General features: G+C 71.7%; 11 protein-coding genes. 3 read left to right on the forward strand and 8 right to left on the reverse strand.

Annotated elements, in window-relative coordinates; translation table 11 throughout:
* Window positions 1-216: 216 nt before the first annotated feature.
* The 4 genes from BLW86_RS06340 to BLW86_RS06355 all read right to left on the reverse strand — a co-directional run bounded on the left by BLW86_RS06340 (window position 217) and on the right by BLW86_RS06355 (window position 4120).
* Window positions 217-1578, reverse strand: coding sequence for an MFS transporter (locus BLW86_RS06340; protein ID WP_093878524.1), 1362 nt, complete (start codon window positions 1576-1578; stop codon window positions 217-219).
* Between the two features lie 95 nt (window positions 1579-1673).
* The gene (locus BLW86_RS06345; RefSeq protein WP_093873103.1) at window positions 1674-2033 is read right to left on the reverse strand and encodes an ArsR/SmtB family transcription factor; all 360 of its coding nucleotides are present in this window, start codon (window positions 2031-2033) and stop codon (window positions 1674-1676) included.
* An 88-nt stretch (window positions 2034-2121) separates the two neighbouring features.
* Window positions 2122-2826: a response regulator gene (locus BLW86_RS06350; protein WP_093873104.1), complete on the reverse strand. Its 705-nt coding sequence runs from the start codon at window positions 2824-2826 to the stop codon at window positions 2122-2124.
* A gap of 10 nt (window positions 2827-2836) precedes the next feature.
* Window positions 2837-4120, reverse strand: a complete 1284-nt coding sequence (locus BLW86_RS06355; RefSeq protein WP_093873105.1) for a sensor histidine kinase — start codon at window positions 4118-4120, stop codon at window positions 2837-2839.
* A gap of 200 nt (window positions 4121-4320) precedes the next feature.
* Between BLW86_RS06355 and BLW86_RS06360 the strand changes: the two genes are divergently transcribed.
* Both BLW86_RS06360 and BLW86_RS06365 read left to right on the forward strand, forming a co-directional pair.
* Window positions 4321-5049, forward strand: coding sequence for an ABC transporter ATP-binding protein (locus BLW86_RS06360; protein ID WP_093873106.1), 729 nt, complete (start codon window positions 4321-4323; stop codon window positions 5047-5049).
* Window positions 5046-7382, forward strand: coding sequence for an ABC transporter permease (locus BLW86_RS06365; RefSeq protein WP_177181574.1), 2337 nt, complete (start codon window positions 5046-5048; stop codon window positions 7380-7382). Before BLW86_RS06360 ends, BLW86_RS06365 begins: the two co-directional genes overlap by 4 nt.
* Window positions 7383-7699: 317 nt before the next feature.
* On the opposite strand, the gene BLW86_RS06370 is transcribed toward BLW86_RS06365, so the two are convergent.
* The 4 genes from BLW86_RS06370 to BLW86_RS06385 form a co-directional block, all read right to left on the reverse strand.
* Window positions 7700-8722, reverse strand: coding sequence for a hemolysin family protein (locus tag BLW86_RS06370; protein ID WP_093873108.1), 1023 nt, complete (start codon window positions 8720-8722; stop codon window positions 7700-7702).
* A complete protein-coding gene (locus BLW86_RS06375; protein ID WP_093873109.1) occupies window positions 8719-10044 on the reverse strand; it encodes a hemolysin family protein in 1326 nt (441 codons plus the stop codon). Before BLW86_RS06375 ends, BLW86_RS06370 begins: the two co-directional genes overlap by 4 nt.
* A 111-nt stretch (window positions 10045-10155) precedes the next feature.
* Window positions 10156-10386 carry a hypothetical protein gene (locus BLW86_RS06380; protein ID WP_093873110.1) on the reverse strand — a complete coding sequence of 77 codons (231 nt, stop codon included), beginning with the start codon at window positions 10384-10386 and terminating at the stop codon, window positions 10156-10158.
* Window positions 10387-10397: 11 nt separating this feature from the next.
* On the reverse strand, window positions 10398-12272 hold the full coding sequence (locus BLW86_RS06385; RefSeq protein ID WP_093873111.1) for a CASTOR/POLLUX-related putative ion channel: 1875 nt from the start codon (window positions 12270-12272) through the stop codon (window positions 10398-10400).
* Between the two features lie 439 nt (window positions 12273-12711).
* Between BLW86_RS06385 and BLW86_RS06390 the strand changes: the two genes are divergently transcribed.
* Complete coding sequence (locus BLW86_RS06390; RefSeq protein ID WP_093878525.1) at window positions 12712-13107, forward strand: BlaI/MecI/CopY family transcriptional regulator; 396 nt, start codon at window positions 12712-12714, stop codon at window positions 13105-13107.
* The last annotated feature ends 5 nt before the right edge of the window (window positions 13108-13112 follow it).

Consider the following 13112-nt stretch of genomic DNA (forward strand, 5'->3'; position numbering starts at 1 on the left):
GCGGCCGCACACCGCGGTTCCGGCTCGCGCGATCCGCATCAGGCTCGACCTGTGGGGCGTGGTCGCCGCCCCCTCCCGGTGGGGAGCCACCAGCACGCCTTGACCAGGTCAAGGCGCGTTTCGTCCCGGTCGAGCGCACTGGTCACCACGTCATGTCGACCCATCACATGAGGGTGGTCCCTCCACGACACCGAGCGCAAGCACTGCGCTGTCGGATCACGCGGCGGACCGCGTGGTGGTCGCCGCCCCCGCGGGCCAGTGCCGGTGCAGCACGTCGATGTGGAAGTCGTGGGTGTGGTTCTGGCCGGCGCCCGCGAGATGCGGATGGTCCCGGGGCAGCTCGGGGTGGCTGTGGGGCACTTCGGCCGGGTCGGTGCGGGGCCACAGCCGCACCGCGACCACGGTGCCGGCGAGCGCGATCGCGGTCAGCACGCCGGCCGCCACGGCCGGGCTCGCCCGCGCGGCGAGCCATCCGGCCAGCGGGTAGGTGACGAGCCAGCAGGCGTGGGTCAGGGAGAACTGGGCGGCGAACGCGGCGGGCAGGTCGGGTGTCGCCGCGGATCGCCGGACCAGCCGGCCCCCGGGGGTGAGGATCGCCGAGGTCGCCGCCCCGATGAGGAGCCAGGACACCAGCAGCGCGGGCCACGCCCACGAGCCCTGTCCGGGCCCGGCCGCCAGGCCGGTCGCGAAGAACCCGAGCACGCCGGTCATCGCGAAGGCGGCCGGCAGCATGAGGGCGCGGTCCCCGACGCGGCCGAGCACGCGGGGCAACAGGAGGGCCACGAGCATGGAGCCCGCCCCGTACGCGCCGAGGGCGAGCGACACGTCCCCGGCGGAGCGGCCCAGGGTGTCGCGGACGAGGACCACCGTGTCGACCAGGACCATGGCCCCCACGGCGGCCACGACCAGGTCGAGGGCGAGCAGGGCGCGCAGCCGCGGGGTGGCGAGGAAGAGCCGGGTGCCGAAGGCGGCCTTGGCGTAGACGCCGCCGGAGCGTTCGACCGGCCGGGGCTTGGGCAGCAGGACGGAGACGACCAGGACGCCGGAGGCGACGAAACCTGCGGCGGTGCCGGTGAAGAGCCACTGGTAGGAGACGAGGGACAGGAGGGCTGCCGCGAGCACCGGGCTGAAGAGGCTCTCCAGGTCGTACGCGAGCCGGGAGAGGGACAGCGCCTGGGTGTAGTCGCGTTCCTCGGGCAGCACTTCGGGGACGGTCGCCTGGAAGGTGGGGGTGAAGGCGGCGGAGGCGGCCTGCAACAGGAAGATCAGCACGTACACCTGCCAGACCTGGGTCACGAACGGCAGGGCCAGCGCGGCGCCGGCGCGGAGCAGGTCCATGGACACCAGGAGTGCCCGCCTGGGTACGCGGTCGGCGAAGGCGCTGACGAGCGGGGCGATGCCGACGTAGGCGATCATCTTGATCGCCAGAGCCGTACCGAGGACCGCCGACGCGTTGCCACCGGCGAGGTCGTACGCGAGCAGGCTCAGCGACACGGTCGCCAGGCCGGTGCCGAGGAGGGCGACGACCTGCGCGGTGAAGAGGTGCCGGTAGGTGCGGTTCCTCAGGACGGACAGCATGCGGGGCATCCCTGGGTCGGCTGCGGGCTCCTCCACCGTAGCCGATGCGTGCATGATTGCGCACCTATTGACTTGTTGTGGCCGTCGGGTGCCGGTCAGTCGTGCCAGGGCTCTCCCGTGACCTGATGGTCGGCGTGGCTGACGGCCTCCAGCACCATGCGCTTCAAGTGCCCGTCCGGCAGGGAGTAGACCACGCGACGCCCCTCCTTGCGGGACCCCACCAGACCGCCCAGCCGCAGCTTGGCCAGATGCTGGCTCACCGCGGGCCTGGCAGCCCCGACCGTCTCGGCAAGGGCGGTCACGTCCGACTCGCCGTGCGACAGCAACCACACGAGATGCAACCGAGTGGGATCCGCGAGCATGGCGAAGACCCGCGCCGCCGCCGTCAGCTCACGGGCCCCCGGCGTCCGCTGATGCGCACCGGTCGCAGATGAAAGGCTGTCGCTTGGAGACATGACGTCATCGTAGGCGCGCGGGGCGCACGGGATCGCGCCGGAGCGAGGACCGGGTGCGACCCGCCGCGACCACCCGACCCGGGCTTCCTCAGGACTGCTCCGTCGGCCGTTCCTCCGCCTGATGTCCACCGGCCCGCACCAGTCCGGTCTCATACGCGGTCACCACGGCCTGGACACGGTCGCGGAGCCCGAGTTTGGCGAGGATGCGGCCGACATGAGTCTTCACGGTCGTCTCGGACAGGTACAGACGCCCGGCGAGTTCGGCGTTGCTGAGTCCTTGGGCCAGCAGTCGCAGGACCTCGAGTTCGCGCGGGGTCAGCATGGCCAGGTCTCGGTGCGGGCCGACGGCGTCGGTGGGAGGGGCGGTGCGGGCGTGGCGCTCGACGAGGCGGCGGGTGATGGTGGGGGCGAGGAGCGCGTCACCGGTGCGGACCAGGCGGACGGCGGCCACGAGGTGTTCGGGGGTGACGTCCTTGAGGAGGAAGCCGCTCGCCCCTGCGGACAGGGCCTCGTAGACGAGCTCGTCGAGGTCGAACGTGGTCAGGATGATCACGCGCGGCTGGTCTGCGGCACCCGTGAGGATGCGCCGCGTGGCCTCCAGACCGTCCATCTCCGGCATGCGGATGTCCATCAGCACCACATCGGGCCGGGTGCGCCGGACAGCGTCGACGGCCTCGGCACCGTCGGGCACCTCGGCGACCACGTCGATGCCGTTGGCCGCGAGGATCATCCGGAAGCCGGCGCGGACGAGCGCCTGATCGTCCGCGATCACCGCGCGCAGAGGCTCCGTCACGCCGTCTCCCTCACACTGTGTCCAGGGGTATGAGTGCGGTGACACGGTAGCCGCCGGTAAGGCGTCGCTTCGTCTGCAGGGTTCCGCCGTAGACCGCCAGCCGCTCCCGCAGCCCGATCAGACCGCGTCCGTTTCCGGTGGCCGCGGCGGCGCCCGGGCTGCCTCCGGTGTCGGTGACCTCCACGCGCAGGCGGTCGGGACCGTGGTCGACGGTCACGGTCGCGCTCGCACCGCTCGCGTGCTTCACGGTGTTCGTCAGCGCCTCTTGTACGACTCGGTAGGCGGCGAGGCCGATCCCGGCGGGCACGTCACGTGGGGTGCCGGTCGTGTTCAGGGTGACGGGAGTACCTGTGTGCCGCACGCGTGCGATCAGGGACTCGAGCTGGTCGAGGCCGGGCTGCGGGGTGAGGTTCGTGGTGGCCGGGGCCCCGCCGTCCTCGGCATTCATGGTCAGCAGGCCCATCGTGTGCCGCAGCTCGGACATGGCCGTCCGGCCGCTCGCCTCGATGGCGAGGAGGGCTTCGCGGGTCTGGTCCGGGGCGACGTCCAGGACCGTGCGGGCGGCGCCGGCCTGGATCACCATCATGCTGACGTTGTGGGTCACCACGTCGTGCAGTTCACGGGCGATGCGGGCGCGCTCCCGTTCGGCCGCGCGGCGGAGTTCTTCCGCCTGCTCGCGTTCGAGCGCGGCCGCCTGTGCCTGGCTCTCCGCGGTTCGCACCTTCCACGTGCGCATCCCGTTCGCCGCCAGCACGAGCGGGACGAGGACCATGAGCGGAACGTATTTGGTGGGGACCGAGGACGAGACCGTCAGCAGCTCCAGGTTCGTGAGGGAGCCGTTCGCCAGCAGCAGCGCCGGAAGGCTCATGAGCGTGGCCACCCGGTAGGGGCTGTAGACGGCCGCCGTGTAGGCCGCGATGACGCTGGCGTAGAAGGTGATCCGCTGCGCGTCGTACGGCGTCATCGCGGTCACCGCCGTCACGATCCACAGCACGGCCAAGGGATATCTGCGGCGCAGGGCCAGGGGCGCCCAGGCGAGGACCGCCAGGGCGACCACGGCTGTCGCGGTCCCCGTCTCCGAACCGAGCACGAGCGGGGCGATCCCGTCACGGGCGTGACGCACCCGGTCCACGCCCTGGTCCAGGGCGTACCACAGCAGGACGACGAACAGCCCCAGCGCCAGGACCGCGTCGAACACCAGGCCGTGCCGGGTCGGCCGCGGCAGCGGGCCGGTCGAGCGCTTCACCAGCCCGATCCCGTCGCGCAGCCGGTCCGCCACTGACGTGCTCTTCATCGCGCCATTGTCGTCGACGCCGTTCCCTGGCACACCCGCCTGAGGAAGCACTCCGTGTACGCCTCCCGACTACGCCTCGGGGAGGACCCGTGGCGGCCTCGTCGCCACGGCGGACACGAGATGGCACGGTCCGACGACGCGTGCGGACGGGACGCGCGCCTAGCGTCCGACGGGTCAGACGTACGGACCGAAGGAGAGCCATGTCCACCCCGGTGATCGAGCTGCGCGATGTGCACCGCAGATACGACGGATCGTCCGAGGGCCCGCCGGCCCTGCAGCAGGTGTCACTGACCGTGCGGCCCGGTGAGGCCGTCGCGATCCTCGGTCCCTCCGGCAGCGGCAAGTCCACCCTGCTCAACCTGATCGCGGGGCTCGACCGCCCGGACACCGGGACCGTCACGGTGGACGGCGTGCGCGTCGACGAGCTGAGCGAGACGGCCTCGGCTCGCTACCGGCGCTCCAAGGTCGGCATGGTGTTCCAGTTCTTCAACCTGCTCGACGACCTGACCGTCACCGACAACGTCCTCCTTCCCGCGCAACTGGCGGGCACGGCCCGCGGTGAGGCCGCTCGCCGCGCGGCGGAGCTGCTCGAAACGCTCGGCATCGACCGGCACGCCCACGCCTACCCCGGCCGGCTGTCCGGCGGCGAGCGGCAGCGCGTCGCGGTGGCCAGGGCACTGATGAACCGACCGCCGCTGCTCCTGGCCGACGAGCCGACCGGTGCCCTGGACACGGCCTCCGGCGAGGACGTCAGCCGCCTGCTCTCCGACCTGAACGCCGACGGTCAGACCATCGTCGTCGTCACCCACGATCTCGCCCTGGCCCAGTCCTGCACGAGCCGCACGATCCGGCTCCTCGACGGACGGATCGCCGGCGATCAGGACTCCGGCGACATCGAGGGAAGCTTCGCGGGAGAAGGTGCCCGATGAGTGCGCTGAGCCGGGTCGTGCGGTCGGGAGCGGGACGCCGCCGCATGCAGACATGGGTGATCGGCCTGGCCGTGATGATGGCGGTGACCGCGTCCGTCCTCGCCGGTTCCCTGCTGGCGGTCTCCGGCGCACCGTTCGACGACGCCTTCGCACGGCAGCGCGGCGCACACCTGTCCGTGCACTTCGCCTCGGACAGGGCAACGGCTGCCCGGCTCCGTGCCACCGCCGACAGCGCCGGGATCGCCGCGGCGTCGGGCCCGTTCCCGACCGTGGCCGTCACCCCGAGCATCGACGAGGGCGACGACCTGCCACCGCTGACACTCGTCGGGCGCTCCGGTCCGGAGGGAGCGGTCGACGCACTCACGTTGATGGACGGACGCTGGGCCACCCGGCCCGGCGAGATCGTGCTGTCGGCCGACAGCCGGGTCTTCCCCCTCATGGGTCTGCGCCTCCACGTGCCCGGCCTTCCCGGCAATCCGGTACTGGAGGTGGTCGGCCTGGCCCGGTCGGTCACCCGTAGCGCCGACGCCTGGGTGTCCCCCTCCCAGATCGACGCACTCAGGCCGTCCGGAGGCGCCGCAGGGTACGAGATGCTCTACCGCCTCGATCGAGCGGACACGGCCGGTGAGGTCTCGGCGGGGCGCGGCACCGTGACGGCGGCCGTCCCCGCGGGGGCGGTCACCGGAACGCAGTCATGGCTCACCGCAAGGAAGACGGCCGAACGTGAGACCGCGCTGTTCGTCCCCTTTCTCGTCGCCTTCGGCGTGCTCGGTCTGGTCATGTCGGTCCTCGTCGTCGGCCACGTGATCGCGGGCACGGTCGGCTCCGGGATGCGGCGGATCGGCATCCTCAAGGCCGTCGGATTCACCCCGGCCCACGTCGTACGGGCGTACCTGGGCCAGGCTCTGATCCCGGCCGGCATCGGCACGGCGCTGGGCGTCGCGGCGGGCAGCCTCCTCGCCGTACCCGTGCTGTCGGAGGCCGCGGATGCCTACGGCACGACCGGGCTGGCCGTGGCCCCCTGGGTCGATGCCGCAGTGGCCGCAGGGGTCCTGGCTCTGGTGACGGTCACCGCGGGAGCGGCTGCCTGGCGGGGTGGCCGTCTGCGAACCGTCGACGCACTCGCCATCGGGCACACTCCCTCCCCCGGCCGCGGCCGGTGGGCCGCCCGGCTACCACTGCCGAGGCCGGTGAGCCTCGGCCTCGCCCTCCCCTTCGCCCGCCCCGTACGCGCGGCAGCCGTGTGCGTGGCGGTGGCGTTCGGCGCCACCGCCGTCACCTTCGCCGTGGGCCTCGGCTCGTCGCTCAGCGAGGTGCTGTCCGCGAGGGAGCACGATGCCGCCGACGTGACGATCGGCGTACCGGGGTCGGATGCCCCACTCGTTCCGGAGGGAAACCCGCCCACCGCGACGGAGACGGCCAGGATCGCGGCCACGATCGACTCCCGGCACGGCACCGGTGCGTACTACGCCACCTCCATGACGCAGGCGACGGTCCCCGGCCTGTCCGGATCGGTCGAGGTCGTCGCGTTCACCGGCGACGCTTCCTGGGGCGGCTACGAGATGGTCTCGGGCCGCTGGATCGCGAGGCCCGGCGAGGCGGTGGTGCCCACACCGTTCCTGGCGGCGACCGGAACACGGGTCGGGGACACCATCGGTCTGAACGACCGCGGCACTTCGGTGACCGTACGCATCGTCGGCGAGGTCTTCGACACCCGCCACGAGGGCAGGCGGGTCTTCACCGACCGGGCGACTCTCGCCACCGCCGAGCCGGACCTGCCGACCGTCTCGCATCACATCGCGGTGAAGCCCGGCACGGATGTGTCGGCCTACATCGACGAACTGAATGCCGAACTGCGGCCGATGGGCGTCTCCGCCATGGCCGGCCGAGCGGGCAACGGAAGCGACCAGGTGGTCATCCTGAACTCGCTGACCGCGATCCTCACCCTGATGCTGGTCGCCGTCGCCGCCCTGGGCGTACTCAACGGCGTGGTCCTGGACACCCGCGAACGGGTCCGTGACCTCGGGATCCACAAGGCACTGGGCATGGTCCCGCGGCAGACCATCGCCATGGTCGTCACCTCTGTCGTCGTCACCGGGCTCATCGGTGGCGCCCTCGGCGTGCCGCTGGGTGTGGCCCTTCACTCCTGGATCACGCCCGCCATGGGAGAGGGCGCCGGCCTGCGTCTCCCCGAGGCGGTCGTCAGCGTCTATCGCACGCCCGAACTGATCCTGCTCGCTCTCGGTGGTCTGCTCATCGCCGTCCTGGGCGCTCTCGCGCCCGCCGGCTGGGCCGCCCGGGTCAGAACCGCCACCGCTCTGCGTACCGAGTAGGCCGACGGGGTGGGCCCCGCCCGATGGCCGGTGGCTGGTGGCCGCCCAGGGCCGCCGGTTCGGCGCACGGGGGTGGGGGCGCGCCGGACGACGTCACGTTGTTCGGCGAGTCCGTCGACAGCTACAGCACCCGCGCGCATCTCGTCGCCCCGTCGCCGGACGGTCTCTTCGGCCGGGTCATCCTGCAGGGCTCGCCGGGCACGTCCGGCACGGGGCAGCGGAACCGCGAGGACGCCCTGGCCGAGGGCACGGCGACCGTCGCCCCGAGGAGCACCGGTACGACTTCCGGAAGGCCCCGCCCTGACGGAGGGCGTCACTCAGGACGTCGTCTGCGGACCCATCAGGCGGACCAGCAGGTCGTCGAGGCTGACCAGCCCCGTCACGGCTCCTCCCCCGTCCCGTACCAGCGCCAGAGAAGCACGGCGGCGGCGGAGCTGTTCGACGGCGTGGGAGACCGTGTCGGTGCCGACGAGCTCCGGGACGGGGCGGACGAGGTCGCGGGCCACGGCGTTGCGGCCGCGGGAGGCGGCGACGAGGGCGTCCCGGGCGTGCACGGTTCCCAGGATCCGGTCCGTCTCCCGTGCGAGGAGGCGGGAGCGGCGGGCGTCGGCCGCGCACTCCAGGACGGTGGCCAGGTCGGCGTCGGCGGACACGGCGACGAAGTCGGCGGCCACCGTCTGGAGTTCGGCGACCGGAGTCTGGGGCTCGGTGAGCGAGCGGGTGATCAGCTGCGAGTCCGTCCTGTTGATCAGGCCGAGGCGTTCGGACTCCTCCACGAGGTGGGTGAGCTGCTCGCGGTTGTGGACGGCGGCCAGCTCGTCTCGCGGCTGCACACGGCACATCCGCACGAGTGCGTTGCTGACCTTGTTCAGCAGCCGGATGAGCGGCCTGACGGCCTTGACCAGGGCCCGGAAGGGCGGCGTGAGGAGCATGGCGGAGCGCTCGGGGTGGGCGATCGCCCAGGACTTCGGGGCCATCTCGCCGACGACCATGTGGAGGAAGACCACGATGATCATGGCGACGGCGAAGGAGACGGCGTAGCTGAGGCCGGTGGGCAGACCGAGCTTGACCAGCAGCGGGTCGAGCTCGTGGGAGACGGCGGGCTTGGAGATGGAGCCGAGGCCCAGGGTGCAGATGGTGATGCCGAGCCGGGCGCCGGCGAGCATCAGCGACAGCTCGCGCATGCCGGCGAACGCGGCCTTGGCGCCGCGCTGCCCCTCGGCGACGGCCTTCTCGATGCGGTGGCGCTTGGCCGCGACGAGGGCGAACTCGGCGGCGACGAAGAAGCCGCTGCCGATGAGCAGGAGAACGGTGACGAAGAGGGCCATGGGGAAGCTCATGCCTGGGCCTCCTCGGCCTGTTCGGCGGCGTTGGCGGACCGCTCGATGCGGACGCGCTCGGGGACGTGGCGGTCGAGGCTGAGGACCTCGATGCGGACGTCGTCGACGGTGAGGACGTCGCCGATCGTCGCGAAGCGGCCGAGGCGGTCGATGATCAGGCCGGCCACGGTGTCGTAGTCCTCGTCCTCGGGCAGGGCGATGCCGGTGGCGTCCTCGATCTCGTCGAGACGGCGTCCGGCGTCCACGCGCCAGCCGTCCCCGTCGGGCACGGCCAGAACGACGACCGTGTCGGTCTCGTCGGCGATGTCGCCGACCAGCTCCTCGGCGATGTCCTCGTACGTGACGACGCCGGCGACGCCGCCGTGCTCGTCCGGGACCACGGCGAACTCGTCGTCGCGCTCCCGCATCTGGGCGACGGCCTGCGGCAGCGGCAGGGTGTCGGGGAGGAGCAGCGGGCGACGGGCGGCGGCCCCGGCGGTCGTACGGTCGAAGCTGTCGGCGGGCAGCTGGACGAGGTCGCGCACGCCGAGGACGCCGGCGACGTCGTCGGGGTGGTCGCCGAGGACCGGGTAGTTGGAGTGGCCGTGCTCCGCGATCAGCTCCACGGCCTCGGTGAGGGTGGCGTCCTTGCGTACGAACACGGCGTCGGCGCGCGGCACCATGACCTCGTCCAGGTTCCGCTCGGAGAACTCCAGGGCGTGGTCCAGGAGCTCAGCCGTGTCCGTCGGGAGCTGTCCCTGCTCGTGGGACTCGCCGATGAGGTGGCTGAGCTCTTCGAGGGTGGCGCCGTGGTGGAGTTCCTCGACCGGCTCGATGCCGACCTTGCGCAGCAGCTTGTTGGCGGCGCCGTCGAAGACGTGGACGACCGGGCCGACGATCTTGAGGTAGACGAGGGTCGACGCGGCCAGTGACTTGGCGAGTCGCTCGGGGACGGCGAGGGCGAGGTTCTTCGGCGCCAGCTCGCCGAGCACCATCTGCAGGACGGTGGCGATGACGAAGGCGAGGACGACGGAGATCGCCGAGACCGCCCCGTCCGACAGTCCTGTCCCGTCCAGGGCGGGCTTGAGCAGGGCGGACACGGACGGCTCGGCGAGGACGCCGACGACGAGCCCGGTCACGGTGATGCCGAGCTGGGCGCCCGACAGCATGAAGCTGAGCCGTTCGAGGACCTTGAGTGCCCGGGCCGCCCGCTTGTCCCCCGCCTCCGCCTCGCGGGCGAGGGCGAGGCGGTCGGCGGCGACGTAGGAGAACTCCTGGGCGACGAAGTAGCCGGTCCCCGCGGTCAGGACGAGCACGGCGAGGAGGCCGAGTGCGGCGTTCATCGGGAGTGCTCCGTGGTGTCGGTGGTCTTCGGGCGGGCGGGCAAGAACGTGCTCCTTCGGGACGGGTCTCGTGGCGTTTCGAGTATCGGGGCGGTCGGCACCGCGTACGCGTCAGGACATGGCCGCCGGGCCGACCGGCTCGTCCGGGACGTCTTCCATGGTCACGTGGCCGAGCACGGCTCCGGCGGGGCCGAGGACCGAGAAGCGGGAGAAGCCTGCGCGGGCGGCGGTCCGCTCCGAGGCGCCGCGCTCGACCGTGGTCGGCGAGAACGCGGCCGCCACGAACACGGGGCACGCAAGGGTCGGCACGAGGGCCGGGAGGAGAAGGAGGACCTCCGCCACCGTGTCGCCTCCTACCCTTCGGCGAGGACGACGACCGCATCGCGGGGGCCGAAGACGAGGGGGGCGCTCTTGGACGGGTTGAGGAAGATCCCGTACGTGGGCGGTTCGTCGCCGTGTCGGGCGAGGCGGTAGCCGATCGCGGTCTCGCCTTCCCGCCGGGCCGCCTCGACGACGGTGGCGAAGTCGGCCTCCGCGCCGAGGACGACGTAGTCCGACGCCGGCTTGAGGTAGATCTCCGAGCCCTCCGGGTTGAACAGGTCGGTGAAGACGTCGTACAGGTCGCGGTTCTCGCTCAGCTGGGTCAGGAGCAGGCTGATCACCTTGGTGCTGACGATGAAGTCGTCGGCCTTGGTGACCTGGGCGACTTCGCGGTTGGCGTCGTCGTTCATCTCGGTGACGATCGAGTACGGGTCGCCGAGCCGTACTTCGATGTCCCGCAGGTGGAGCAGGGTCACGAGCGTCCGGTCGTCGGCCGGGCCAGGGGCGATCGTGTCGTCGGAGAGCACGACGATGTGCTGGTAGGCGCCCAGGTTCAGGGTTTCCAGCGAGGACCTGCGGGTCGGTTCGCAGTGCTTGTAGCCCACGGTGAGGTTTACCGTCTGCCGCCCCAGCGCGGTGTCCGGGCGGCGGGGCGCGGCGATGTCCAGCGTGGAGCCGGGCTGGACGAAGCTGTCGAGGAGCGTGACGAGCTTGCTCGTGCGGGAGTTCTCGCCGATGAGGAGGGTGCGGTCGAGCTGTGGCGGCTCGGCCGGGGCCGAGGTGATGGCCGATTCGACGATCCGGGGACGGGTTCGGGCGAGCCGGATGAGCAGGTCGTCCTGTGCGATCACGAGCAACTGGTCGCCCGGGCCGATGACGGTGTCCATGGGCGGGTTGACCAGTACCTCGCCGTCCGCCCGTCGCAGTCCGGCCGGAGCGCCGATGTCGTAGGCGTGGAGCGCCGTCCCGTAGGTGGTCCCGACGAGGGCGGGCTCCTCGCGGAGGTAGAACTCGTTGCCGACGAAGCTGAGCAGTTCGTTGAAGACGCCCGACAGGCCGGTCTGGCGGTGCGCCTGGGCGATGAGGCGTACGGCGATGTCCTCGGCGTCGATCACCAGGGCGCCGTCGCCCGCGGCCAGGCGGGCCGCGGCGATGTTGTCCGAGTCGTGCACGGCGGCGACGACGTCGGGCCGTGCGCCCCGCCACGGACGGCTGTTCAGCAGCAGGAGGACCTTGATGACCTCGACGTCCTTGTCCTCACCCGCCGAGGGCAACACCATGACCGACTTGGCCGTGTCCGGGCTGACCAGTTCCAGGTCGGTCCGGACGAGCGGGTTGCCGGAGCGGCAGATGACGCGGGTGCTGCCGGTGTCCGGGATCCGGGCCCGGATGGCGTCCTCCATGAACACCTTGTCGCGATCCGCGAGGACCACGACGCACGAGCGCCGTTCGCTCTGGTTCGCCTCCACGAGCTCCGCGATGACCGTGAAGACCTGGTCGGACCAGCCGAGGATGATGGTGTGACCGCGTTCCATGAGCTGCGAACGGCCTTTGCGCAGTTCGTGGATCTTCTGGTTGAGGCCGGTGGTCAGGACACCGATCAGGGCGCTGACGAGGAAGATGCCGCCGATCGTCACCGCCAGCATGAGGCCCAGGAAGACCGGACTGCCGTCGTCTCCGCCCATGGTGCCGGCGTCGAGCGTGCGCAGCAGACTCATCCACGCCACGCCGAGCCAGCCGCCGTTGTCCTCGGCGTCCGTGTCGGTGAACAGCACGACCATCGTCGAGGCGAGCACGATGAGCAGCACCGAGGCCAACGCCAGCCAGCTGATGAGCGCCGGCGTCCCCCGGTCCATCGTCCCGTCGAACCAGTACCGAAACCGGGTCCGCAGCTTGCCGCGCACCATCGATGCCCCCCGCCCCCCGCGCCGTCCGTCCTTTTCGTGCGGCACGGGCCGTTCCCATGGCTCCGGCCTGGCGCGGTTGATCATTCTTTCAGACCTCGGAGGCGGCATTCGCCGACGAACGCGGCGGGGCCCGGGCTCGTGTCACCGACGAGGGCCAAGTCGACTCGGGCACCGGGCCCTTGCCGGCTTCCCCCCTCCCACCATCCTCTACGTCGCTGTAGATTGAAGGCCGGGCCCGGCGAAGCCCACCGCTCACCGCGCCCGTGACTCCCGCCCTCTCGGCGCCCGAAGCGCTCTCGTGACGCCCGAAGCGCTCTCGGCGCCGAGGCCGACCGCCGGACAGACGCCAGGGAAACGGCGGCCGGCCGGTGGATGACGCGCCGGTACGATGGGCCGCCCCGTGACGGCGGGCGGGAAATCGAGGCAGGAGGACGACGGCATGGCGGACCAGGGCGGAGGGCGGCAGTCCGGGCGCAGGCGCGGTCAGGGTGAGCTGGAGACGCAGGTGCTCGCCGTCCTGCGCGAGAGTGCCGCGGCCCTGACGGCAGGCCAGGTCCAAGAGCGGCTGGGCGGCGACCTCGCGTACACCACCGTGATCACGATCCTCACACGACTGCACGTCAAAGGCGCCGTCGTCCGCGAGCGGGTGGGGCGATCTTTCGAGTGGACCGCCCTGGCCGACGAGGCCGGGCTCGCCGCTCTGCGGATGCGCAGGGTCCTGGACGCCGAACAGAACCGTGAGGCCGTCCTCGCGAGCTTCGTGACCACCTTGTCGCCCAGCGACGAACAGCTGCTGCGCACGCTGCTGTCAGAACCGCCGTCAGGAGAGAGCTGACACGC

The sequence above is a fragment of the Streptomyces sp. TLI_105 genome, from assembly GCF_900105415.1.
Lineage (GTDB): Bacteria > Actinomycetota > Actinomycetes > Streptomycetales > Streptomycetaceae > Streptomyces.

Coding starts and splice junctions, on each gene's coding strand:
- BLW86_RS06340 (WP_093878524.1), bottom strand. CDS start 1,578: ATGCTGTCCGTCCTGAGGAACCGCACCTACCGGCACCTCTTCACCGCG.
- BLW86_RS06345 (WP_093873103.1), bottom strand. CDS start 2,033: ATGTCTCCAAGCGACAGCCTTTCATCTGCGACCGGTGCGCATCAGCGG.
- BLW86_RS06355 (WP_093873105.1), bottom strand. CDS start 4,120: ATGAAGAGCACGTCAGTGGCGGACCGGCTGCGCGACGGGATCGGGCTG.
- BLW86_RS06360 (WP_093873106.1), top strand. CDS start 4,321: ATGTCCACCCCGGTGATCGAGCTGCGCGATGTGCACCGCAGATACGAC.
- BLW86_RS06365 (WP_177181574.1), top strand. CDS start 5,046: ATGAGTGCGCTGAGCCGGGTCGTGCGGTCGGGAGCGGGACGCCGCCGC.
- BLW86_RS06370 (WP_093873108.1), bottom strand. CDS start 8,722: ATGAGCTTCCCCATGGCCCTCTTCGTCACCGTTCTCCTGCTCATCGGC.
- BLW86_RS06375 (WP_093873109.1), bottom strand. CDS start 10,044: ATGAACGCCGCACTCGGCCTCCTCGCCGTGCTCGTCCTGACCGCGGGG.
- BLW86_RS06385 (WP_093873111.1), bottom strand. CDS start 12,272: ATGGTGCGCGGCAAGCTGCGGACCCGGTTTCGGTACTGGTTCGACGGG.
- BLW86_RS06390 (WP_093878525.1), top strand. CDS start 12,712: ATGGCGGACCAGGGCGGAGGGCGGCAGTCCGGGCGCAGGCGCGGTCAG.